This is a genomic window from Sphaerisporangium sp. NPDC004334, assembly GCF_053602655.1.
On sequence record NZ_JBSGDZ010000004.1, the window covers coordinates 171900 to 195507 of the forward strand.

Annotated in this window: 19 protein-coding genes; 8 read left to right on the forward strand and 11 right to left on the reverse strand. The window is 72.4% G+C overall.

The window, feature by feature from the left end; genetic code table 11:
• Window positions 1-25: 25 nt before the first annotated feature.
• The 6 genes from ACWEN6_RS06215 to ACWEN6_RS06240 are packed head-to-tail and all read right to left on the reverse strand — an operon-like array spanning window position 26 to window position 6722.
• Window positions 26-970, reverse strand: a complete 945-nt coding sequence (locus ACWEN6_RS06215) for a glycosyltransferase family 2 protein (protein ID WP_452569231.1) — start codon at window positions 968-970, stop codon at window positions 26-28.
• The gene (locus ACWEN6_RS06220; protein ID WP_452569232.1) at window positions 967-2355 is read right to left on the reverse strand and encodes an MFS transporter; all 1389 of its coding nucleotides are present in this window, start codon (window positions 2353-2355) and stop codon (window positions 967-969) included. The genes ACWEN6_RS06215 and ACWEN6_RS06220 overlap by 4 nt, the downstream gene beginning before the upstream one ends.
• Window positions 2355-3251 (reverse strand): dTDP-4-dehydrorhamnose reductase, encoded by an 897-nt coding sequence (gene rfbD, locus ACWEN6_RS06225; protein ID WP_452569233.1) that lies wholly within the window; start codon window positions 3249-3251, stop codon window positions 2355-2357. Before rfbD ends, ACWEN6_RS06220 begins: the two co-directional genes overlap by 1 nt.
• A complete protein-coding gene (gene rfbB, locus ACWEN6_RS06230) occupies window positions 3224-4192 on the reverse strand; it encodes a dTDP-glucose 4,6-dehydratase (RefSeq protein WP_354837985.1) in 969 nt (322 codons plus the stop codon). The genes rfbD and rfbB overlap by 28 nt, the downstream gene beginning before the upstream one ends.
• On the reverse strand, window positions 4189-5256 hold the full coding sequence (locus ACWEN6_RS06235; RefSeq protein ID WP_354837983.1) for a glucose-1-phosphate thymidylyltransferase: 1068 nt from the start codon (window positions 5254-5256) through the stop codon (window positions 4189-4191). Before ACWEN6_RS06235 ends, rfbB begins: the two co-directional genes overlap by 4 nt.
• Window positions 5256-6722, reverse strand: coding sequence for a sugar transferase (locus ACWEN6_RS06240; protein WP_452569234.1), 1467 nt, complete (start codon window positions 6720-6722; stop codon window positions 5256-5258). The genes ACWEN6_RS06235 and ACWEN6_RS06240 overlap by 1 nt, the downstream gene beginning before the upstream one ends.
• A 255-nt stretch (window positions 6723-6977) precedes the next feature.
• Between ACWEN6_RS06240 and ACWEN6_RS06245 the strand changes: the two genes are divergently transcribed.
• On the forward strand, window positions 6978-7754 hold the full coding sequence (locus ACWEN6_RS06245; protein WP_452569235.1) for a crotonase/enoyl-CoA hydratase family protein: 777 nt from the start codon (window positions 6978-6980) through the stop codon (window positions 7752-7754).
• 71 nt (window positions 7755-7825) lie between these two features.
• Here ACWEN6_RS06245 and ACWEN6_RS06250 read toward each other — a convergent pair whose 3' ends face one another.
• The 3 genes from ACWEN6_RS06250 to ACWEN6_RS06260 form a co-directional block, all read right to left on the reverse strand.
• Window positions 7826-8176, reverse strand: a complete 351-nt coding sequence (locus ACWEN6_RS06250) for a hypothetical protein (RefSeq protein ID WP_354837977.1) — start codon at window positions 8174-8176, stop codon at window positions 7826-7828.
• An 80-nt stretch (window positions 8177-8256) separates the two neighbouring features.
• Window positions 8257-8874, reverse strand: a complete 618-nt coding sequence (locus ACWEN6_RS06255; RefSeq protein WP_354837975.1) for a GntR family transcriptional regulator — start codon at window positions 8872-8874, stop codon at window positions 8257-8259.
• The gene (locus ACWEN6_RS06260) at window positions 8871-9818 is read right to left on the reverse strand and encodes a DMT family transporter (protein ID WP_452569236.1); all 948 of its coding nucleotides are present in this window, start codon (window positions 9816-9818) and stop codon (window positions 8871-8873) included. Before ACWEN6_RS06260 ends, ACWEN6_RS06255 begins: the two co-directional genes overlap by 4 nt.
• Window positions 9819-9985: 167 nt before the next feature.
• Here ACWEN6_RS06260 and ACWEN6_RS06265 point away from each other — a divergent pair, with 167 nt between their 5' ends.
• Together ACWEN6_RS06265 and ACWEN6_RS06270 are read left to right on the forward strand one after the other, a co-directional pair.
• Window positions 9986-12316 carry a nitrate- and nitrite sensing domain-containing protein gene (locus ACWEN6_RS06265; RefSeq protein WP_452569237.1) on the forward strand — a complete coding sequence of 777 codons (2331 nt, stop codon included), beginning with the start codon at window positions 9986-9988 and terminating at the stop codon, window positions 12314-12316.
• The gene (locus ACWEN6_RS06270) at window positions 12313-12681 is read left to right on the forward strand and encodes a DUF742 domain-containing protein (protein WP_354837969.1); all 369 of its coding nucleotides are present in this window, start codon (window positions 12313-12315) and stop codon (window positions 12679-12681) included. The genes ACWEN6_RS06265 and ACWEN6_RS06270 overlap by 4 nt, the downstream gene beginning before the upstream one ends.
• A 107-nt stretch (window positions 12682-12788) precedes the next feature.
• On the opposite strand, the gene ACWEN6_RS06275 is transcribed toward ACWEN6_RS06270, so the two are convergent.
• The gene (locus ACWEN6_RS06275; protein WP_452569238.1) at window positions 12789-13667 is read right to left on the reverse strand and encodes a chitosanase; all 879 of its coding nucleotides are present in this window, start codon (window positions 13665-13667) and stop codon (window positions 12789-12791) included.
• A gap of 318 nt (window positions 13668-13985) precedes the next feature.
• Between ACWEN6_RS06275 and ACWEN6_RS06280 the strand changes: the two genes are divergently transcribed.
• From ACWEN6_RS06280 to ACWEN6_RS06290, 3 genes are read left to right on the forward strand one after another with little or no spacing between them, the layout of a single operon-like run.
• Entirely contained in the window at window positions 13986-14183 is a 198-nt protein-coding gene (locus tag ACWEN6_RS06280) for a DUF5999 family protein (protein ID WP_354837965.1), read from the forward strand.
• Window positions 14180-14674: an ATP-binding protein gene (locus tag ACWEN6_RS06285; protein WP_354837963.1), complete on the forward strand. Its 495-nt coding sequence runs from the start codon at window positions 14180-14182 to the stop codon at window positions 14672-14674. The genes ACWEN6_RS06280 and ACWEN6_RS06285 overlap by 4 nt, the downstream gene beginning before the upstream one ends.
• Window positions 14667-14831 (forward strand): hypothetical protein, encoded by a 165-nt coding sequence (locus ACWEN6_RS06290; RefSeq protein ID WP_452569239.1) that lies wholly within the window; start codon window positions 14667-14669, stop codon window positions 14829-14831. Before ACWEN6_RS06285 ends, ACWEN6_RS06290 begins: the two co-directional genes overlap by 8 nt.
• A gap of 277 nt (window positions 14832-15108) precedes the next feature.
• Here ACWEN6_RS06290 and ACWEN6_RS06295 read toward each other — a convergent pair whose 3' ends face one another.
• Window positions 15109-17520, reverse strand: a complete 2412-nt coding sequence (locus ACWEN6_RS06295) for an ATP-binding protein (protein WP_452569240.1) — start codon at window positions 17518-17520, stop codon at window positions 15109-15111.
• 453 nt (window positions 17521-17973) lie between these two features.
• Here ACWEN6_RS06295 and ACWEN6_RS06300 point away from each other — a divergent pair, with 453 nt between their 5' ends.
• Together ACWEN6_RS06300 and ACWEN6_RS06305 are read left to right on the forward strand one after the other, a co-directional pair.
• Window positions 17974-19356 carry an aspartate aminotransferase family protein gene (locus ACWEN6_RS06300; protein WP_380831547.1) on the forward strand — a complete coding sequence of 461 codons (1383 nt, stop codon included), beginning with the start codon at window positions 17974-17976 and terminating at the stop codon, window positions 19354-19356.
• 44 nt (window positions 19357-19400) lie between these two features.
• Window positions 19401-23588, forward strand: a complete 4188-nt coding sequence (locus ACWEN6_RS06305) for a Pls/PosA family non-ribosomal peptide synthetase (protein ID WP_452569241.1) — start codon at window positions 19401-19403, stop codon at window positions 23586-23588.
• Window positions 23589-23608: the final 20 nt, after the last annotated feature.

Sequence of the window (23608 nt, forward strand, 5' to 3'; positions counted from 1 at the left end):
ACAAATTCCCATTGATAATGACATTTCACGATTTAGCGGCATCCCAGCCTCCGCGCCACCGGTTTCGGACCGTCCACAACTCGGCCCAGTCGCCGCGCTGCGCGGTGGGACGTCCCTGCCGCCGCATGTCCGGCGGGGCCACCCCGCGGCTCAGCGCCGCCCGCAGCCAGACCCCGAACAGCAGCATGGACACCCCCGCCCGGCGCAGCCCGCGCGGGAAGTGCCGGCGGACCACGGTGGCCTTGCCGGTGAACAGCAGCACCAGCTTGCCGAGGCTGGAGGACGACATGCCGCCCGGGTGAACGAACACGGCCCGGTCGGTGACCATGGGCCGGTATCCGGCGGCCCTGGCCCGCAGGCACAGGTCGGCGTCCTCGCCGTACATGAAGATGCGGGTGTCGAACCCGCCCACCTCGTCCCACACCCGCCGGTCGACCAGCATCATCGCGCCGGTGACGATCGGCACGTGCCGCTCGCCGCTCCACACCGTCGGCGACTCCGGGTCGAACAGGGCGCGGCCCGGGAAGACGGTGGAAAGGCCGGTGGCGAAGCAGAACACCGACCAGGGCGTCGGGCGGCCCCACCACGAGCGCGGGTCGTTCTCGCCGGTCTCGGTGACGCAGCGCCCGCCGACGATGCCCGCCCGGGGATTGCGGGCCGCGCAGTCGAGCAGGGCGGTGAAGGTGTCCGGCTGGACCTCGGCGTCGGGGTTGACGAAGACGACGTGGGCGCCGCGCGCGGCCCGCGCCCCGGCGACGCAGCCCTCGGCGAAGCCGCCGTTCTCCTTGCGGTCCAGGATGGTCGCCCACGGAGCGGCGGCCCTGGCGACCTCCACGGTGTCGTCGGGAGAGTTGTTGTCCACGACGATGACCTCGGCGTCGAGCGCTTTGATCGCGCGCTCCACGGCCGCGAGGCAGCGGGCGATGTAGCCGGCGCTGCGATAGGTCACGATGATCACAGACAGGTTCATCCGCGCGCCTTTCTGAGCATCGGGACGGCGACGGCCAGGGCCAGACCCAGGCCCGCCGCCATCGCCACGACCGCGGCCCGCGGTCCCTGGGCGGTCCACAACAGGCCGAAGGCCCACGAGGCGGCCATCGCGCCGAGCGCCTGGGCGGTCTGGACGACGGCCAGGCCGGTGGCCCGCCGCTCCTCCGGCAGCAGCGGCCCGGCCAGCGCGCTGACCACGCCGTCGGTCGCCGCGTACGACAGCCCGCGCAGCACCAGCGCCGCGACCAGGACGGCCGGGCCGGGCGGGAGCAGCAGGAGCACGTAGCACGCCAGCAGGGCCAGGTAGCCGCCGATCACGACCGTGGAGCGGCCGGCGCGGTCGGCGAGCCGCCCGAACGGCACCGCCGCGAGCAGGTACGCGGCGGCGACCCCGACCGGCAGCAGCGGCAGCCATCCGGCGTCGATGTCCAGCCTGCGCTGGAGCAGCAGGTAGAGGAAGGAGTCGCTGATCGTCGCGAGTGACAGGGGCGTCATGGCCACCAGCACCCGGCGGAACGGCCGCTCGCGCACCAGCTCGGCGGCCCCGCGCAACGACACTCCGCGCCGCCGCCCGCGCGCCGCCCGCTCCGCCTGGCGGCCGTCCGGTGGCGCCGCGTCCGATGCCGTCGCGGCCACCGCGCCGGTCGCAACGTCCACGTGCGGCTCGGTGACCGCCCGCGGTGATGCCGCGGAGCCGGGCGTCGCGGGGCCGGACATCCCCGCGGCGCCCGGCTCGCGGACAAAAAGGGCCAGGACCAGCACGCCGATCGCGGCGACGCAGCCGCTGACCACGAAGACCGCGTCGTAGCCGGAGGTGGCGCCGACGGCGGCCACCACCCCGAAGGCGGCGAGCGGGCCCATGAGCGCGCCGGCGGTGTCCATGGCGCGGTGCAGCCCGAAGGCGCGGCCCTGCGCCTCGGGCGGGGCGCTCAGCGAGATCATCGCGTCCCTGGGCGCCGTGCGCAGACCCTTGCCCGCGCGGTCCAGCCCGATGACCAGGCCGATCAGCGGCACGGACCGCCCGGCCAGCAGGTAGCCGAGCTTGCACACCGCCGACAGCGCGTATCCCGCGCCCGCGACGAGCTTGCGGCGGCGGAAACGGTCGGCGACGTGCCCGCCGGCCAGCCGCAGCACGGCCGTCGCGCCGGTGTAGACGCCGTCCAGCAGGCCGAACTGCATCGGGCTGAGCGCGAGCTGGTAGATGAGGTAGAGCGGCAGGACGGCGGTGACCATCTCCGAGGAGATGTCGGTGAACAGGCTGACCGTGCCCAGCGCGACCACGTTCCCGGCGAGCATGCCGCCCACCCGCGGACCGCCGGCGGCGGCCTTGGAGGCGTCCGACCGGCGGGTCTCCGACAGGTACATCAGATCGGGCCTCCGACCAGCGAGGGCCAGGCGTCGTGCAGCGCCTCGCGCCAGTGGCGCAGGGGCCGCATGCCGGCGACGGCCCAGCGGCCGTGGCCCAGCACGCTGTAGGCGGGCCGGGCGGTCGGCGAGGGGAAGGCCGCGCTGGAGACGGGCCGCACCCGGGACGGGTCGGCTCCGAGCAGGGTGAAGACCTCGCGGGCCAGCCCGAACCAGGTCGTCTGGCCGCCGCTGGTGCCGTGGTAGACGCCGGGCGGGGCGTCGGAGCGGGCCAGAGACAGCAGGCGCGCGGCCAGGTCGCCGGTCCACGTCGGCTGCCCGCGCTGGTCGTCGACCACGTTGACGGTGTCCCGCGACCGCTCCAGGGCGATCATCGTCTGGACGAAGTTGCGCCCGCCCGCGCCGTACAGCCATCCGGTGCGCACGACGTAACCCGTCCGCGGCAGCAGGCCGAGGACGACGGCCTCGCCGGCCAGCTTGCCCCGCCCGTAGGCGTTGATCGGCCGGGTCGGCGCGTCCTCCGGGTAGGGCGTGCGGGCCGTCCCGTCGAAGACGTAGTCGGTGGAGATGTGCAGCAGCCGGGCGCCGATCTCTTCGCAGCCGAGGGCGAGGGCGCGCACGCCGCTGCCGTTGACCACGAGCGCGTCGATCTCGTGCGTCTCGGCGTCGTCCACGGCGGTCCAGCCGGCGCAGTTAACCACGACGTCCGGACGCTCCTCGCGCAGGAGTTGCCGCACGCCGTCGGGGTAGCGCAGGTCGAGGAGGTCGCGCCCGCAGGCCAGCACCTCGGGCGCCTCGGAGGCGCGTTCGGCCTCGGCCACCACGGCGCCACCCAACATGCCCTTGGCGCCGGTGACCAGCAGCCGCTTCACCGAGCGCCCTTCAGTGGCTTCCACCAGGACGGGTTGTCGGCGTACCAGCCGACGGTGGCGGCGATGCCCTCGTCGAAGCCGGTGCGCGGGGCGTACCCCATGCCGCGCAGCCTGGCGTCGTCCAGGGAGTAGCGGCGGTCGTGGCCCTTGCGGTCGGGGACGGGCTCGACCGAGCTCCAGTCGGCGTCCAGCTCGGCGAGGATGCGCCGGGTGAGCTCGAGGTTGCTCAGCTCCGCCGTGCCCGCGATGTGGTAGACCTCGCCCGGCTCCCCCCGCTCGGCGACGAGCTGGATGCCGCGGCAGTGGTCGTCCACGTGCACCCAGTCGCGCACGTTGCCGCCGTCGCCGTAGAGCGGGACCTTGCGGCCTTCGAGCAGGTTGGTGACGAAGAGCGGGACGACCTTCTCGGGGAACTGGTAGGGCCCGTAGTTGTTGCCGCAGCGCGTGATCGACACCGGCAGCCCGTGGGTGACGGCGTAGGCGCGGGCCATCAGGTCGCCGCCGGCCTTGGCGGCGGAGTACGGCGAACGCGGCGCCAGCGGGGCGTCCTCTGCCCAGGAGCCTTCGTCGATCGAGCCGTACACCTCGTCGGTGGACACCTGGACGACCTTGGGCACCCCGGCGTCGAGACACGCCTGGAGCAGCGTCTGGGTGCCGAGGACGTTGGTGCGCACGAACGCGCCCGGCCCCTCGATGGACCGGTCGACGTGCGACTCGGCGGCGAAGTTGACCACCACGTCGTGACCGGGGACGACCTCGGCGAGCAGCCCGGCGTCGCAGATGTCGCCGCGCACGAAGGCGTAGCCTCCCTCGACGGGGGCGAGGTTGGCGAGGTTGCCCGCGTAGGTGAGCAGGTCGAGCACGGTGACCTGCGCTCCCGCGAACGCGGGGTAGCCGCCGCCGAGCAGCGTGCGGACATAGTGCGACCCGATGAAACCGGCCCCGCCGGTTACCAGAACCCTCATGAGCTGATCTGCACCTTGCTGTGATCTCCGAGCACCAGCCGATGGGCTCTGGGCGTGTTGGGAGCGGGCGTGACCTCGACGTCGTGCCCGATCAGGGACGCCTCGATGCGGCGCACCCCCTGAATGGACGCGCGCCTCAGCACGATCGAGTACTCGATTTCGCTGTCCACGAGCCGGCAGTTCTCCGCCACAGAGGTGAACGGGCCGACGTAGGAGTCGCGCACGACCGCGCCGGCCCCGATGATCACCGGTCCGACGACGCGGGAACGGGTGACCCGCGCTCCCGCCTCGACCACCACCCGCCCGATGAGCTCGCTGTCGTCGTCGACCTCGCCGTCCAGCCGCCGGTCCAGCTCCTCCAGCACGAGCCGGTTGACCTCCAGCATGTCGGCGACGTTGCCGGTGTCCTTCCAGTAGCCGGAGATCACGGTGGAGGCGACCGGGCGGCCGGCGTCGATGAGCCACTGGATCGCCTCGGTGATCTCCAGCTCGCCGCGCCAGGACGGCTTGAGCGCCGCGACGGCCTCGTGCACCGCGGGACTGAACAGATAGACGCCGACCAGGGCCAGGTCGCTCTTGGGGTCGTCGGGCTTCTCCTCCAGGCCGACCACCCGGCCGCCGGCGTCGAGCTGGGCGACGCCGAACTGCCGGGGGTCGGGCACGCGGGTCAGCATGATCTGGGCGTCGGGCCGCTCCCCCGCGAACCGCCGCACCAGGGGCTCGATGCCGCCGACGATGAAGTTGTCGCCGAGGTACATGACGAAGTCCTCCTCGCCCAGGTACTCGCGGGCGATGAGCACCGCGTGGGCGAGGCCGAGGGGGGCCTGCTGGCGCAGGTAGGTGACCTCCAGGCCGAAGGCCGACCCGTCGCCGACGGCGGCCTCGATCTCCTTGTGGGTGTCGCCGACCACCATGCCGACCTCGCGGATGCCCGCCGCGGCGATGGCCTCCAGCCCGTAGAACAGCACGGGCTTGTTGGCCACCGGCACGAGCTGCTTGGCCGAGGTGTGGGTGATCGGCCGGAGGCGGGTGCCTGACCCGCCGGCGAGCACGAGCGCCTTCACTAGTACGCCCCTCCGCCGCGGGTGACGGCCGACCAGGTCTTCCACACGATCTGCAGGTCCAGGATGAGCGACCAGTTCTCGACGTAGCGCAGGTCGAGGCGGACCGACTCCTCCCAGGACAGGTCGGACCGGCCGCTGACCTGCCACAGGCCCGTCATGCCCGGCTTGACGACCAGGCGCCGGCGCACGTCGGTGCCGTACTGGGCGACCTCGTCGGGAAGCGGCGGGCGCGGGCCGACGAGCGACATCTCGCCGCGCAGGACGTTCAGCAGTTGCGGCAGCTCGTCCAGCGAGTACCGGCGCAGGAAGCCGCCGACGCGGGTGATTCTTGGATCGTTCCGCATCTTGAACAACACGCCGTCAAACTCGTTGTCATCCAGGAGCTCCAGCTTGAGCTTCTCGGCGTCCCGCACCATGGTGCGGAACTTGAAGACCTGGAACTCCCGTCCGGCACGACCCACCCGGGTCTGCCTGAACAGGGCGGGCCCCGGGCTGGTGGTGCGCACCAGCAGCGCGATCACCAGCATGGGCAGCGCCAGGACGGTCAGCGCCGCCGTCGCCAGCAGCCGGTCGAACAGGCTTTTGACGATCTGGCGCGTCCCGTCGAACTCGGGGTGCTCGACGTGCAGCAGGGGCATGCCGGCGACCGGCCGGATGCTCGTGCGCGGGCCGGCGACGTCCATGAGGGCGGGGGCGACGAACAACTCGGTGCCCTTGCTCTCGATGCTCCAGGCCAGCCGGCGCAGCGCGGCGCCGTCCAGCTCGGGGCAGGCCAGCACGGCGACCGCGTCCGCGGAGACCTTGTCGGCCACGATGGCGACGTCGGCGAAGTCGCCGTAGACCGGGACGCCGTCGACGTCGAGCCCGTTGCCGGGGTACTGCCCCGGCGGCAGGCACGCCGCGACGACGCGCATGCCGTGGTACGGCTGGCGCCGGAACTGCATGACCAGGTCGAGCACGGCCGTCCTGTGCCCGACGGCGACGACGCGCCGGAGGTACTCGCCCTCGGCGCGCCGGCGGTGCAGCCGCTTGCGCATGCGGTAGCGGAACACCAGCGTGAGCGCCGTCGCCAGCGGCAGCATCGCCATGACGTAGCTTCGGGCGATCATCGTCTGGGTGGCGTACGCGGCGATCGCCACGGCCGCCGTGAGCCCCACCCCGCCCTCGAAGACCGCGCGGAACTCCTCGCTGCCCTCGCCGTGACTCTTCTCGCGGTACACCCCGGCCAGCACCATGGCGCCGGGCCAGGCCACCAGCGCGAGGCCGAAACCGAACAACAACTCCGACCACGGGATGAAGGCGCCCACCCAGAGCCTGAATCCCATGACCGCCTCACAAGCGATCAAGGCACACGCCAGATCGCCCGCCAGTAGAGCCCGCATATAGGAGCGCGTCCAGATGCTGGACGCCGTCAGCGGGCCTACTTCAAGGAGCGCGGCGTCACGCTCCTCCAGCCCCACCCTCATGCCCACCCCTACCCTGCTCACGCCAGACCGCGGCTGCTGCCGGACCGTGCAGATACCAGACGGCCATTGCGTCCCTTTGGTTGACACGTGGCTCAAACATCACGAGCGCGGGTACCCGTTCACATACTAAAGATCGTTACATCGGCGCGAAATAGCAGTGCAATGGCCACAATCGGCCTCAAACTCCGGACCGAGGTCGCTTGACGGAACGGTCCAAAACCGTGTAGGCGGCCCCGGCCTCGCTAGATTCGGCACATGTCTGGTATTCGCCTGGAGCGGTCCGGCCCGGTCACGACCGTCGTCCTGTCACGCCCGCAGGTCCGCAACGCGGTGGACGGGCCGACCGCCACCGCGCTCGCCGACGCCTTCCGCGCCTTCGAGGCCTCCGACGCGGCCGTCGCGGTGCTGTGGGGCGAGGGGGGCACCTTCTGCTCCGGCGCCGACCTGCACGCGATCGGCACCGAGCGCGGCAACCGCGTCGAGCCGGACGGGGACGGACCGATGGGCCCGACGCGCATGCGCCTGTCCAAGCCGGTGGTCGCGGCCGTCGAGGGGTACGCGGTGGCCGGCGGGCTGGAGCTGGCGATCTGGTGCGACCTGCGGGTGGCCGCCGAGGACGCGACCTTCGGGGTGTACTGCCGCCGCTGGGGCGTTCCCCTGGTCGACGGCGGCACCGTGCGGCTGCCGCGGCTGGTCGGGGCGGGCCGGGCGATGGACATGATCCTCACCGGACGCCCGGTCGATGCCGCGGAGGCCCTGCGCATCGGCCTGGCCGACCGGGTGGTCCCGCCCGGGACGGCGCGGGCGCACGCCGAGGAGCTGGCGCTCCAGCTCGCCGGGCAGCCCCAGGAGTGCATGCGGCAGGACCGGCTCTCCGCCCTGGAGCAGGAAGGACTGACCGAGGAGGAGGCCCTGCGCAACGAGTACCGCCACGGCCTGCTCTCGCTGCGCGGAGCGGTCGCCGAGAACGTCGGCCGCTTCAGGTCGGGCGCGGGCCGGCACGGAAGCCGGCCACCGGACGCCGGCCCGTGAACCGGACGGCCCGCCCCCCGCGGCCGTCCGCCGGAGCTCACGCGGACGACCCGGCACCCCTTGGTACCGGGTCAGTCGTATTCGAGGTCGGGCAGCGGGGCGGGCGGGTCGGGGCTGCGCCACACGACCACGTAGGTCGGCGTGGCGGCCGTGAACGCCTCGCTCAGCCGCTCGAGGTCGAAGTCCGGCAGATAGCGCAGCCGCGCCAGGAAGGTGGCGTCGGTCGCCGAGCGCGGCACCACGCATCCTTGCCCGTCGCGGTCGAGCAGGACGATCAGGATGTCGGATTCCGTGACCCCGCCGACCCGGACCTCGACGACGTCCTCCCACGCGAGGGCTTCCACGCTGCCATCGGCGTAGTGACGTGTGACGCCCTCTTCGGTGACGTAGACATAGGTATCCGGCACAGAGTTGCCGTGCATGGGCGCGATTGTGACGACTTACGAGCACTCCATGCAAGGGAAGCCGCTCATCAGCGCCATTTCACCGCCCGCGCGGACCGTCATTCATCGCCCCAAGTGTGGTCCAGATGGGCGGCCACGGCCGCCCGGGCGGCCTCCGCCGGGCCCCGCGCGATGGCGTCCAGCAGGTGCCGGTGCTCGGCGACCAGCGTCGCCCGGTCGGGATAGACGGTGCGCAGCCGCACCAGGCCGAGCCGGGTCTCGGCGGCCAGGACCCCGTAGAGGCGCTGCAGCCGGGGGCTGCCCACGGCGACGATCAGTTCCTCGTGCAGCGTCATGTGCTCGGCCACGACGTCGGCCCACGGGGCGTCCCGCTCCAGGGCGGCCATCCGGGTGAGCGCGGAGTCCGCGCGGGGCACCCGCCGGCCGGCCAGCCTGACCGCCATGAGGTCCTCCAGCGGCCGGCGGACGTACATCAGGTCGTCCAGGTCGGTGCTGGTCACCTCCGGGACGTAGGCGCTGCGGTTGCGCTCGCGCCGCAGCAGGCCCTCGTGGACGAGCAGTGCCAGGGCCTCGCGGACGGTGGGACGCGCCACGCCGTAGAGCGTCCCGAGCTCCTGCTCGGGCAGCGCGGTGCCTGGGGGGATCTCACCGGAGAGCACGCGCCGGCGCAGGGCGGCGGCGAGGGCGTCGACCGTGGATACCGGGCGCAGCTTCACGCCGACGATTGTGCCCCCTCGCCACGGGCGCGGGGCCGCGGCCCCGCCCCCGGGACGCCGGTCCGCGCGGGAAGTGCCACCACGACCAGGCCGGCGCCGAGCAGGGCCAGCCCCGCCCAGGAGACGGCGGTGAGCCGTTCGTGCAGGACGGCCACGCCGAGCAGGGCCGCCACGGCGGGCTCGGTGAGGGCCAGGGTGGCCGCTCTGGCCACCGGCGTGGTGCGCAGCCCGCGCCCGTAGAGGTAATAGGACAGGGCGGTGGTGGCGCAGCCGAGATACAGGGCGGTGAGCAGCCCTCGCGGATCGGCCGGCAGGGGCGTGCCGCCCCAGAGCAGCACCGGCAGCATGACCACCGCCGCGCCGCCGAACATCACGCCCATGACCGCGCCGGAGGCCGCGCCCGCGGTGATGGACCGGGCGGCGGTCACGGCGTAGAAGCCGTAGAGCAGGCCGCCCAGGAGGGCGAGCAGGACGCCGGCCGGATCGACGCCGACCGCCTGCCCTCCAAGGACCAGGGCGGCGCACCCGGCGACGGCGGCGGCGGTCGCGGCCGTCCAGCGCCGGCCGGGGCGCGCGCCGTCCTGCAGCCAGGACAGCACCCCGGTGAAGGCCGGACCGCTGCCGATCGCCACCACGGTCCCGACGGCGACCCCGGTGCGCCCGACGGCGGCGAAGTAGCAGAGCTGGTAGGCGGCCACGGCGAGCGCGGCGGCGGTCAGCGGCAGCAGGCGGCGCCGCCCGCCGGTCAGCAGGCGCCAGGCGGCCGGCCCGGCCGCCGCCGCGAGGACCGCGCCGCCGATGACCAGGCGGGCGGCGGCCAGCGTCACGGGGTCGGCCGCGCCGCCGGCCGCGAGGGCGCCCGCCGTCCCGGCGGTGCCCCACAGGACGGCGGCGGCCACCACGGCGGCCGTTCCGGCGAGTTTCGAGGAGGGGTGGTGGTGCATGGGAAATATTGTCTGACAACCAGACGAAGCTGACTAGTATGGGATGGTTACTACTCCGAAACAGCCCCGTTTAGTTACTCAAGGGCCCTACCTCCCCCTCACCCACGTTGATACTGTTTCGCCACCAATAACCCGCGTGTAACGATGCGGTTCCCCTGCGAGGTCACATGGGCGGGCGTAAAAGGTCCATCAAAGTTAAGATCCTGACCCTGGTACTGGTGCCGTTGCTGTCCCTGCTGGGGATCTGGGCGTACTCGGCGATGATCACCGTCCAGAGCGGTCTCGATCTTCTCCGGGTCCGGACGATCTACGAGACGCTGGTCGTCCCCACCGGAAACGTCGCCTCGCAGATCCAGGAAGAGCGCTACCAGTCGGTCATCTACCTCAGCTCGGGCGCCGCCACCGACCGGAGCGATCTCGAGGCGCAACGCGTCAGGACCGACCAGGCGCGGGCCGCCCTGGAGAAGGCCGTCCTGGACAGCGCCGCCGAGCAGGAGTCGAGCCCGCAGATGTACCAGCGGGTGACCGAGCTGATCGAGACCACCCACCGCCTGCCGGACATCCGGGCGCGGGTGGACTCGCGCAGCTTCAGCCGGCTGCTGACCCTGGACGCCTACCGCCTGATCTCCGACGCCGTCGGCCGCGTCTACGACAGCCTGAAGTTCGCCGGCGACCTGGAGATCGGCCCGCCGACCAGGGCCGTCACGCTGATCGACCGCAGCCGCGACCTGATGAGCGAGCAGGCCGCCCTGCTCGCCGGCGTCGTGCGCGCGGGCTCGATGACCAGCGACGAGCGCACGGTGTTCACCACGATGGTGACCAAGCGCAGGATGGTCTACGACATGGGCTTCCAGCTCCTGGACCCCGACCTGCGCCAGCCGTACCTGGTGCTGCAGAACTCCCCGACCTACACCCGGTTCGCCTCCGTGGAGGACCAGGTCACCCAGGACGTGCAGCCCGGCAGGAGGCTGCCCGGCGGCTCGGGCAGCTGGGGACCCAACATCCTTTCGCTGACGCAGGCCTTCGACCGGCAGAACGCGATCGTGTCGCAGCGGATCGCCGACCGCGCCGTCCCGCTCGCCGGCGTGATCCTGTGGCGCATCGTCCTCACCCTGTTGCTGGGCATCATCGCCGTGGGCGTCTCGCTGTACGTCTCGGTCCGGTTCGGCCGGCGCATCACCGGCGAGCTGATCGGACTGCAGCGCGCCGCGCTGGAGCTGGCCAACCAGCGCCTGCCCCGGGTGGTCCAGCGGCTTCGCCAGGGCGAGGACGTCGACGTGGCCTCCGAGACCCCGCCCATCGCCGCCGGGCCGACCGAGGAGATCGCCAACGTCGGCGAGGCGTTCACCTCGGTGCAGACCACCGCCATCGAGGCGGCCGTGGGTCAGGCCGAGATCCGCAAGGGCGTCGGCAAGGTCTTCCTCAACCTGGCCCGCCGCAACCAGTCGCTGCTGCACCGCCAGCTGACCATGCTGGACGCCATCGAGCGCAAGGTCACCGAGCCGGAACTGCTCGACGAGCTGTTCGGCATCGACCACCTCACCACCCGCATGCGGCGGCACGCCGAGGGCCTGATCATCCTGTCCGGCGCCGTCCCCGGACGCGGATGGCGCACTCCGATCCCGCTGTACGACGTCGTCCGCGCCGCCGTGGAGGAGGTCGAGGACTACCTGCGCGTGCACGTGACCATGCCGGAGAGCATGTCCCTGGCCGGGACGGCCGCCACCGACGTCATCCACCTACTCGCCGAGCTGGTGGAGAACGCGACGATGTTCTCGCCGCCGCAGACCCACGTCGAGGTCCGCGGCGAGATGGTCGCCCGGGGCTTCGCGATCGAGATCGAGGACCGGGGCCTCGGCCTCAGCCCGGAAGAGCTGGAACAGATCAACCAGCGGCTGGCCGACCCGCCGGAGTTCGACCTGGCCGACAGCGACCGGCTCGGCCTGTTCGTCGTCGGCCGGCTCGCGGCCCGGCGCCAGATCCGCGTCTCGCTGCGGCCCTCGCCCTACGGGGGCACCACGGCGATCGTGCTGGTGCCCGAGAACCTGGTGATGCCCAGCGAGCCGTCCCCCGAGCCGTACTCGGTGCGGGACCTCACCGGGCAGGAGGGATGGTTCGGCGCCGGCCGGAGCCTCACCGCGGCGCTGGGCGCCGGCAACGGCCAGCCCTCCGCGGCGAACCGCTCCACCGCCGAGGCGGGCGGCGCCCACCAGGCGAACGGGAGCGGCAAGGCCGGCAGGACCAACGGGGCGAACGGCGCCGGCGACGACGGCAAGGGACGCCGCCGTGCCACCGGCCTGCCGCACCGGGTGCGCCAGGCCAGCCTGGCGCCTCAGCTCCGCGAGGCGGCTCCGGCGCCCGGCCGGGCGGCGGAGCAGGCGGGCGGCCCGCGGGAAGATCGCGCCGACGCCGAACCGCTCCAGCCCTCTCCCGACATGTTCTCTTCATTCCGGGCGGGCTGGGAGCGGGCGCACGAGGGTGAGGGGAACGCGTCATGAGCGAGGGAGAACGCTGGCTGGACCAGGACGCCGGTCCCCTCATCCGCCCTTACACCGTCACCCGGGGCCGCACCCGGCCCACGGGCCCCGCGTTCGACATGGTCGCGATCGTCAGGGCCGAGCCGGGCGGCCGGCCGCATCCGGGGCTCAGCCCCGAGCACCTGCTGATCCTGCGCATGTGCGCCCAGCCCATGTCCGTGGTCGACCTGGCCTCCGAGAGCGGCCTGTCGCTCGGGGTCACCCGCGTCCTGCTCGGCGACCTGCGCGACCACCAGCTCGTCTCCGTCCGGCCGCCGGCGACGGTGTCGCAGCTGCCCGAGGAGCGCCTGCTGCGCGAGGTGATCCAGGGTCTGCGGGCCCTGTGAGCTCCCCCGGCACGCGCCCGCCGGCCCGCTGAGGCCGCCTCACACGCGACACGGGCCCCCACCGGTCTTTCCGGTGGGGGCCCGCCGCGTTCGTCCGCCGGGGCGGCCTAGGAGGCGATGTGGTAGCTGTCGCCGTAGACCTTCCAGGACAGCGGGGGGTCGAGGTCGAGGTTGCCCGCCTTGAGGAAGACCCGCTGCTCGGTGTCCACCCTGCTGGTGTCGCTGTGGGCCTCCTCGGTCTTCATGGCCGCCTTGCGGGCGTCGAGGAAGGCGTTGAGGTAGGTCTTCTCGTCGCCGCCCTGCGCCGGCGGCTTGGCCTTCTTCAGGGCGGTCTTGCGGATGCCGCCGAAGCTGACCGAGTCGTTGCCTGGGCCGTGCATGACGATGGCGTCGTAGTAGATGAACTGGCCGAGGGCGCGCAGGCCGTCCGCCTTCGCCTGCTTGACCGCCGGGTTGAAGTACACCCGGTCACGCTCGTCGTTCTGGGCGGTCTGGAAGGCGGTGTCCTTGGCCGCGGTCTTCCAGTCCTTGGTGAAGTTCGGGTCGAGTCCCTTGTGGGAGTCGGTGCCGTCGACCGAGCGCAGCGCGGGCAGGTACTTGGCCAGGACGTTGCCCGGCTTGCGCTGGGTGTAGAGCTCGACGAGCTCCAGCATGTCCCCGGTGCCGGAGCAGAACCCGATGATGCCGGCGGTGTACCCGCGCCCGTCGTCGATGTCCTCGATGTAGCCGTACTGGGCGCGCCAGTCGAGCGAGGAGTTCTCCGCGCTCGACACCAGTTGCATGGCGATGTCCTTCTTGTGCGGGTCGGTGAGGTCGACCGCCGCTGCCTTCACCTGCGCTTTGCCCACCGCCGTCGCCGCGTGGCCGGCGGTGGCCGCGACGGCCGCGTTCCCGCCCGCGCCGCAGGCCGGGATCAGTGCCACGGCCAGCGCCGGCGCCACCAGGACGCGCGCGCGCAAGTGCCGTAGAGCCGGGGGGATCGGCATCTGGCCTCCTCTACTCGTTAGGAAACTTTACTAACGAATGGAAGCACTATCCGCGAAGGCGTGTCAACGGATTCCGCGAGAAGGTCCGCACGAGGGGCGCGGCCACCGATGGTGAGGTAGATCGCCCGGGCCGGGTTCGTCTCCCCCGGTCAGGCCAGACACCCGCCAAGGTAAAGAATGAGTACCCGTTTGCGTCGAATGGGTATCAATGGGGGTAGTTGTCCCGTTACTAGGTATGTGCCCGTTGGGCGATGCTCGACATGTCGGCAAAGACCACAGCCCACCAACGAGAGATCACATCGGATTCAGGTGCCAGCCATGTGTCAACACGAACCGCAGTGCCCGCCGGCCAACGCTGTCGATCACGAAGCGGCCTGCCTCGTGGCTTTCCACCCGGAACAAGGGTGGGGGTTGCTCTGCAACGGTGTGGTCGTCTTCGACGACACGGGTGAGCTGCTCCCCGACGGCCGCAGCGTCCCTCCCGTCCACCGCTTCGCCTATGGATGTGCCGCATGACCACGACCTACACGCCCGGGGCGTCCTCCCACAGGTACGCCCGAGCCGCCGTCCATCTCTGGCCGGCGCGCGAGAGCGGCAAGCGCGCGTCATGGGTGCTGGTCCCCGAGCCGACCACCGTGCCGAAGACCCGCAGGCGGGTGCGCGGCAAGCTGTCCGACTGGGGGCTCGCGGCACAGTCCGACGTGGTGGAACTGCTGGTCAGCGAGGTGGTCACCAACGCCATGCGCCATTCGTGGGGCGCGGTCATGTCGCTCGCCATGGACGACGGGACTCTGCGCTGCGAGGTCCAGGACACCAACCCCGCCCTTCCCCAGGTCCGGGAGGTCCACGAGGGGGATGAGGGCGGACGCGGCATGTACCTGATGCAAGCGCTTTCCACATCCTGGGGCAGCCACCCGCTGTCCACCGGGAAGGTCGTCTGGTTCGAACTGGCCTGCGAGCCCGCGGGCACGCCGGCCGGCGCCGAGGGGAACGGGGACGATGACTGACGATCCGCGCCGCGGCCGGACCGATCCCGCAGCGGTCCCCGCCGACGGGCAGGCGTACCGGCCGCGCCGCTTCCAGATGCGCCGGGCGCGGCGCCGCCCGGCCGAGGAGGTCCAGGACCTGCGCACGCCGTCCGGGCGCAGGATGCTCCCGTACTGACGGCGCGACGAGCCTCCCGGGCCGCCCTCTGGGCCCGCCCCCTCCCCCGGTGACGCCGGGGCGGCCGGTGGGGCCCGCGCCCGCCGGCCCCGGCGTCCCGCGGCAATTCCGGCTTGTCGACCCCCGGCCGGTCTCGCCCCGGGCGGTTCGCCCTCCGGCGGTTTCGCCTCCCTGCGGTTTCGCTCCCTGGCGGTTTCGCTCCCTGGCGGTTTCGCCCCCGGCGGTTTCGCCCCCGGCGGTTCGGCCCCCGGCGGTTCGGCCCCCGGGCGGTCCGCCGTCAGTGCCGGCGCCGGGCCCCGCCGGCCGCCCGGCCGTCCGGCGACGCCATGGCCGATGAGAGGCCGTGGCTGTCCTGCGCCGCCGCGCGCCGATCCTGCTCGGCCACCCACACGGCGATCTGCGCACGCGAGTGGAAGCCGAGTTTGCTCAGGATGTGCTCGATGTGCCCCTCGGCCGTGCGCTGCGCGATGACCAGCGTCGTGGCGATGCCCTTGTTGCTCAGCCCCTTGGCGACCAGCCGGGCGATCTCCATCTCCCTGCGGGTCAGCGGCGAGGAGGCGTCAGCGGGCCGCACGCTCGGGACGGCGGGCGTGCTCTCCTCCATGGCGTAGGCGAGCGCCTCGTCGAACGACAGCCGCGCGCCCTGGCCCAGCGCCGACCGGAAGGCGGGCTCGCCGAGCGCCTGGAGGATGCCCGCCTCACACTCCTCGTGGTAGACGAGCAGGTGGCCGAACTGCAACAGCGGCCTGCCGGACGTCTGCCAGATGGTCCACAGTGCGCCGATCAGCCGGGCCGCCCGCTCGTAGTCGTGTTCGGCGGCGGAGACCCAGGCGAGCACGTCCAGGTTGATCCCCACGCCGAGCCGGTCGTCCAGCGTGCCGTTGAACCGGAGGCTCTCCTTCTCCAGGGCGACGGCGCGCGCCATGTCGCCCTCGCGCCAGGCCAGCACGCCGAGGGCCATGACGGCATAGGCGCGGTGCCAGCCCTCGCCGCGGGCGTCGCAGATGCGGATCGCCTCCTCGCCTGCCGCGGCCGCCCGCTCCTTGTCCCTCTTGCGCCCGTAGCTGAGGCACAGCCTGGTCAGCGTCAGCACCTGACCCCGCTCGTCCCCCGCGGCGCGATGTCCGGCGAGCGACTGCTCGTAGAGCTCGACCGCCGCGTCGATCTCGCCGCGGTAGACGGCCGCCATGCCCGAGAACAGGGAGGCGTAGGCGATCAACGAGGGCAGATCCAGCGTCTCCCCCAGTTCCCGTGCCTCGTCGGCCATCGTGGCCGCCGCCTGGTCGTGGCCCATCATGATCGCCATCCAGCTCGCGCAACACAGCGCCCAGGCCCGTGACTCGCACGGCGCGGTGACCTTGGCCAGGCCGTCCTCCAGCCAGCGGCGTCCCTCCCCGACCAGGTACATGGTCTTCCAGTGGTAGAGCAGGTCCGTGGCCATGCGCAGGCCGTCCTCGGCATCGTCGTCGTCGAAGCAGGCGTGCAGGGCCACCCTCAGGTTGGGGTGCTCCAGCCGGAGCCTGCGCTGCCAGTGGAGCTGGGCGCTGGTGAAGACCAGCGCCTGCGCCTGCCGCGCCAGCGCGCGGTAGAACTCGCGGTGCCTGCGCCGTAGCGCCGCCTGCCCACCGGACTCGGCCAGCCGGTCTCTGCCGTACTGGCGGACGGTGTCCAGCAGCCGGTAGCGCACGCCCACGGAGTGCTCCTCACGCACCAGCACGGACTTGTCCACCAGGCCGCTGATCACGTCCACGACGTCCTCGCGGGCGATGCCGTCGCCGGAGCAGACCGCCTCTGCCGCCTCCAGGTCCAGACCGCCGGAGAACACCGACGCGCGGGCCCACATGAGCCGCTCGGGCTCGGTGCACAGCCCGTAGCTCCAGTCGACCAGGCCGCGCAGCGTCCGCTGGCGCGGGGCGGCCGTCCGTGACCCGGTCGTCAGCATCCTGAACCGGTCCTCCAGCCGGTCGAGGAGCTGCTGGACCGACAGCGCACGCAGCCGTACCGCCGCCAGCTCGATGGCCAGAGGGATGCCGTCCAGGCGCCGGCAGATCTGTTCCACGGCATCGCGGTTGTCGTCGGTGACCGAGAAGCCGGGCAGCACCGCGTCGGCGCGCTCCACGAACAGGCGCACCGCGTCCACCTCGGCGAGCGCCTGCGTCGACAGGTTCACACCGCCGTCGCCGGGGACGGGGAGAGGGCGCACGACGAGGGTGCGCTCGCCGTGGATGCGCAGCGGCTCCCTGCTCGTGACGATGATCCGCAATCCGTCCGCGACGGCCAGGAGGTCATCGGCGAGCATCGCGCAGTCGTGCAGCATGTGCTCGCAGTTGTCCAGGATGAGCAGGGCCTTCTTGTCGGCCAGGTGATCGGCGAGCGCCGCCATCGAAGGACGGCTGGACCGCTCCTCGATCTGCAGAACCTCCAGCAGGGTCGGCACGAGCAGGTCAGGATCGTCCACGGCGGACAGGTCGACGAACCAGACGCCGTCGGCGAAGGCCCGTTGCACGTCCTGGGCGGCCCGTGCGGCCAGCCTCGTCTTGCCGACCCCGCCGAACCCGGTGAGGGTCACCAGCCGGGACCTGGACAGCAGCGTCTTGACCTCGGCCATCTCCTGCCGGCGTCCGACGAAGCTCGTGGCGTCGGCGGGCAGCCCTTGTGCCGGCCGACGGTTCGCGGAACTCGATACCATTTCCTCACCCACCAGGCCGACCCCGGAAAGCGCACTTTGCTCCGCAAGTCGGCATCATCGACCCCTACCCTCCGCGGGTCGCCCGCGCACCGCCGTATCGCCCGGATAACGTCAGGTGCCCGCAAAACTTTGATGGGGAGCGCATTCCGCAGGCGGCCGGCGCCCTTTTCCGCCCGGCGGGAGAACGCCGGAAAAGAGGCATCCGCGCACGGGACGCCGAATGCGGCACTTGCCGTAATGCGAGGCGGATTGAGGAGTTTGTGCAGGTAAGCCGGGTGGAATCGTAACCGTGTACCTGAGGCCATGACTCGCGAAGGGCCTCTTCGACCGTCGATACCGGACCAAGCCACTACTTATGCGAAGCCGGCCGGAAAGCAGCAGAACAGGAGAAGCGAACACGTCGGCCCGCGTTGAAAGGAACCAGCACGTCGGCGGCCTTGAGAGGAGAGCCCGATGAGTCTGGCCGATCCCAGCGCCAAATCCGATATTCTTCCCCACCCCTATGTAGAGTGCGACCTGCCCGGTCCCCGTTCCGCCGAACTGCTCGGCCGGCAGGCCGTCCGCGAGTCGAACGCGCGCACCTACCCGCGCCGCCTGCCCATCGCCATCGCGGAGGCGTCCGGCAGCTTCGTGCGCGACCTGGACGGCAACGTCTTCATCGACTTCCTGACCGGCGCGGGCGTGCTCTCCCTCGGGCACAACCATCCCGAACTGGTGCGCGCCGCCACGGCCCAGCTCACCCGGCTCACCCACGGCCTGGACTTCCCCACCCCCGCCAAGGACGCCTTCACCGAGGCGCAGCTTTCCATGCTCCCCGCCGGGATGCGCGACCGCATGAAGGTCCACTTCTGCGGGCCCACCGGCGGCGACGCCGTCGACGCCGCGGTCAAGCTGTGCAAGATCGCCACCGGCCGTGGGGACGTCGTGGCGTTCCAGGGCGGCTTCCACGGCAGCGGCCACGCGGCCATGGCGCTCACCGGCCTGGTGCGGCAGAAGCAGCCGGTGGCCAACGGCGTGCCCGGCGTCCACTTCTCCCCCTACTCCTACTGCGCGCGCTGCCCCCTCGGCCTGGTCCCGAGCACCTGCGACACCAACTGCGCCGGGCAGCTCGAACGATCGCTGCGCGACGGGAACGGCGGCGTCCCGCTGCCCGCCGCGGTCATCCTGGAGATCGTCCAGGGTGAGGGAGGCGTCATCCCCGCCCGCCGGGCGTTCGTCCGCCGGGTGCGCGAGCTGACCCGCGAGCTGGACATCCCCCTCATCGTGGACGAGGTGCAGACCGGCTGCGGGCGCACGGGCACCTGGTTCGCCTTCGAGCGGTACGACATCGAACCGGACGTGATCGTCGCCTCCAAGGGCCTGAGCGGCATGGGCCTGCCCGTCGCGATCATCCTTTACGACCGGCGGCTGGACGTGTGGGCGCCCGGAGCGCACATCGGCACCTTCCGCGGCAACCAGCTCGCGTTCGCCGCCGGGGCGGAGGCCGTCCGCGTCATGCGCCGCGACGACGTCCTGGGCAACGTCCGGCGTCGGGGCGAGCAGATCGCCCGGCGGCTGGCCCCGCTGACCGTCGGCCCGTGGGTCCGCGAGGTGCGCGGCGTCGGCCTGATGTGGGGCGTCGAGCTGGCCGACCCCGGCGACGGCGCCCCGGCCACCGACCTGGCGCACCGCGTCCAGGAGGTCGCGCTGCGCAGGGGGCTGATCATCGAGGTCGGCGGGCGCGCCGACTGCGTCGTGCGGATCCTGCCTCCCCTGAACGTGACCGCCGACGTCGTCGAGACCGGGTGCTCCATCCTCGTCGAGGCCATCGCCGCGTGCTGCCCGGTGCCGGCCTGACGGCCGGTCGCCACGGGGGTCCGCGGGAGGTTGATGGAGGCAGCATGACCAGACAGGCCGAGGTCCAGGACGCCCGGCGCGCCGACCGGCCGCCGCCCGGGCACGTGCTCGTCGGCGCGAGCGGCCCGTACACGTCCAGGCGGTGGGACGGCGAGCGGCTGCACCACCTGTTCGAGGACCTGTGCGACCGGCTGCGCACCGCGGGCGAGCAGGACCGGCGGGCGGTGGACACCGGAGAGGTCACGCTCACCTACGAGGAGCTGGACGCGCGGGCCAACCGGCTCGCCCGCCACCTGCTGGGACGGGGCACGCGCCCCGGCGACCGCGTCGCGCTGGTCTTCGACCAGGCCGTGTGGTCCTACGCCGGCATGCTCGCCGTCTCGAAGATCGGCGCGACGTACGTGCCGCTGGACCCGGGCTTCCCCGCCGACCGCATCGCCTACATCGTCCAGGACGCCGGCGTGCGCGCCGTCCTGACCCTGACGCACCTGCGCGACCGGGTCGAGCACGCCGGCGCCCCCATCCTGTGCCTGGACGAGGCCGAGCCGCTGATCGAGGCCGAGGACGGCCGCCGGCTGACCTGCGACGAGCGCGGCGAGCGCGGCGAGCACGGCGAGCACGGGCGACCGGCCGGCGAGCTGTGCTACATCGTCTACACCTCCGGCTCCACAGGCCGGCCGAAAGGCGTGGCCGTCGAGCACACCTCCATCTGCAACTTCGTCCGCGTCGCCGTCGACGCCTACGGCATCGCGCCGGGCGAGCGGGTGTACCAGGGCATGACCATCGCCTTCGACTTCTCGGTGGAGGAGATCTGGGTGCCCCTGCTGTCGGGGGCAACGCTGGTGCCCCGGCCGCCGGGGGCGACGCTGCTCGGCCGCGACCTGGCCGATTTCCTGCGCGCCCGGCGGGTCACCGCGCTGTGCTGCGTGCCGACCCTGCTGGCCACCCTGGAGGAGGACCTGCCCGGCCTGCGGTTCCTGCTGGTCTCGGGAGAGGCGTGCCCGGCCGACCTCGTGCGCCGCTGGCACCGTCCCGGCCGCCGGTTCCTGAACGTCTACGGCCCGACCGAGGCCACCGTCACCGCCACCTGGGCGGTGCTCGACCCCGCGCGGCCGGTGACGCTGGGCGTCCCGCTGCCGACCTACGCGGTCGCCGTCCTCGACCCGGCAGGGCCGCGGGCGCTGCCCCCCGGTGAGCTGGGCGAGATCGGCATCGCCGGCGTCGGGCTGGCCCGGGGGTACGTCAACCGCGACGACCTGACCGAGCGGGCGTTCATCCCCGACTTCCTCGGCATCCCGGACAACCCCTCCGGCCGCATCTACCGGACCGGGGACCTCGGGCGGATCAACGCCGACGGCGAGATCGAGTACCACGGCCGCATCGACACCCAGGTGCAGATCAACGGCTACCGGGTCGAGCTGTCGGAGATCGAGTCGGTGCTGCTCCAGGTGCCCGGCGTCGCCCAGGCCGTCGTGGACACCCACGAGCCGGAGCCGGGGGTGGTGGAGCTGGTCGCCTACTACAGCTCCCGCGGCGACGCGCCCGAGGTGGACCCCGAGCGCGTCTACCGCGAGCTGCGCGGACGCCTGCCCGGGTACATGATCCCGGCCTACCTGGAGCCGCTGCCCGGCATCCCGATGCTGCTGAGCACCAAGGCCGACCGCAGGAACCTGCCGCCCCCCACCGGCCCCCGCGCCCTGTCCACGGCGCGGCCCCGCGTGCACCCGGCGACCGCCGCCGAGCGCACGCTCGCCGACGTGCTGGCCGGCGTGGTCGGCGTGGAGCAGGTGTCGGTCGACAGCCACTTCTTCGACGAACTGGGCGCCAACTCGCTGCTGATGACGCGGTTCTGCGCCCGGGTGCGGGAACGCGGCGACCTGCCCCCGGTGTCGATCAAGGACGTCTACCTGTGCCCCACCGTCCGCGACCTGGCGGCGGCCCTCGACGGCGCCCGCGACGGCGCCCTTGACGAGGCCTTCGACGGCGCCCTCGATGGCGTCGCGCCCGTGGCCGCCTCCGGCGCTCCCACCGTACCGGCGACTCGGGCCGCCGCCCGGGCGGGCACCGCCGCGTACCTGCTGTGCGGGCTGGCGCAGGCGCTGCTGTTCCTCGGCTACTCCTGTCTCGGCGCGCTGCTGCTGGTCCGCTGCTACCGCTGGATCTCCGGCGCGACCGGCGTGGCCGAGATCTACGCGCGGTCGGTGGTGTGCGGGGCGGGCGTTCTGCTGACCCTGTGCGCGGCGCCGATCGCGGCCAAGTGGGCGCTCGCCGGCCGCTGGAAGCCCGGGGCGATCCGGGTCTGGAGTCTTGCCTACCTGCGGTTCTGGGCGGTGAAGACGCTGGTGCGCAGCAGCCCGCTCGCGATGTTCCCCGGCTCCCCGCTGTACGTGCTCTACCTGCGGGCGCTCGGCGCGCGGATCGGCCCCGGCACGCTGATCCTGTCCAGGAACGTCCCCGTCTGCACCGACCTGCTGACCATCGGCCGTGGCACGGTGATCCGCAAGGACTCCTTCTTCACCTGCTACCGGCCCCGCGCCGGCATGATCGAGATCGGGCCGGTCACCATCGGCGAGGGCGCGTTCGTCGGCGAGCAGACGGTGGTCGACATCGGCGCCTCCATCGGCGACCGGGCCCAGCTCGGCCACTCCTCCTCGCTCCAGTCGTCGCAGTCGGTGCCGGACGGCGAGCGCTGGCACGGCTCACCCGCCCAGCCGGGCGCCCCCGACCACCTGGCCCTGGAACCGGCGGACGCCGGCCGGTGGCGCAGGACCCGCTTCGGCGCCATGCAACTGCTGACCCTGCTGGCCGTGTGGATGCCGCTGGGCATCGGCGGCCTGTACTGGCTGGGCACCCGGTTCCCGGTCCTGTCCGGGTGGGCCGACACCGCACGCCCCAGGGATCTGGCCGCGTGGGCGCCCTACCGGGACGCGCTGGCCGCCTCAGCGGCGATCTACTTCGGCGGGCTGATCGCCGCGCTCGCCTTCCTGGCCACCGTGCCGCGCCTGCTGCACCGGACCCTGCGGGAGGGACGGGTCTACCCGCTCTACGGCTTCCACTACTGGGCGCACCGGGTGATCTCGCGGGTCACCAACGCGCAGGTCTTCACGCACCTGTTCGGCGACAGCTCCTGGATCGTCCCCTACCTGCGCGTCCTTGGGTACGACCTGTCCAAGGTCGAGCAGACCGGGTCCAACTTCGGCCTGCAGCACAAGCACGAGTCGCCGTACCTGGCCACGATCGGGAGCGGCACGATGGTGTCGGACGGGCTGTCGATCGTCAACGCCGACTTCTCCGCCGGGACGTTCCGGCTGTCGCGCGCGGCGATCGGGGCGCACACCTTCGTCGGCAACGACATCGCCTACCCCGCCCAGAGCCGCGCCGGCGACAACTGCCTGCTGGCGACCAAGGTCATGCTGCCCATCGACGGGCCGCTGCGGCAGGACGTCGGCCTGCTCGGCTCGCCCTGCTTCGAGATCCCGCGCTCGGTGCAGCGCGACAGCCGCTTCGACGACCTGAAGACCGGCGACGAGCTGCGCCGCCGCCTGGCCGCCAAGAACCGGCACAACGCGGTGACCATCGCGTCGCACCTGCTCACCCGCTGGCTGCACGTCCTCGGCCTGCTCCTGCTGGTCATGGCCGCCGCCCGCCTGTACGAGACGGTGGGCCCGGCGGCGATCGCGGCCGCCCTCGGGGGCGGCGTGGTCTTCACCATCGCCTACTTCGCGCTGGTCGAACGCCTGGCCACCGGCTTCCGGACGCTGCGCCCGCGCTTCTGCTCGATCTACCAGCCCTACTACTGGTGGCACGAGCGCATGTGGAAGCTCACCAACCCGCTCTACCTGGACCTGCTCAACGGCACCCCGTACAAGAACCTCGCCTGGCGGCTGGTCGGCGTGCGCGTCGGGCGCAGGATCTTCGACGACGGCTGCTACATACCGGAGCGGACGCTGGTCGCCGTCGGCGACGAGTGCACGCTGGCCCAGAAGAGCCTCATCCAGGCCCACTCGCTGGAGGACGGCACCTTCAAGTCCGACCGCATCGCCATCGGCGCCCGGTGCAGCATCGGCACCAACGCCCTGGTCCACTACGGCGTCCGCATGGGCGAGGACGCCACGCTCGACCCCGACTCCTTCCTGATGAAGGGCGAGGAGGTCGGCGCGGGCTCCCACTGGCGGGGCAACCCCGCCACCCAGCTCAGCGCCGCCGCGACCGTCAGGGCCGTGCCACGGTGAGCGGGATCCCGCCGGCGGCG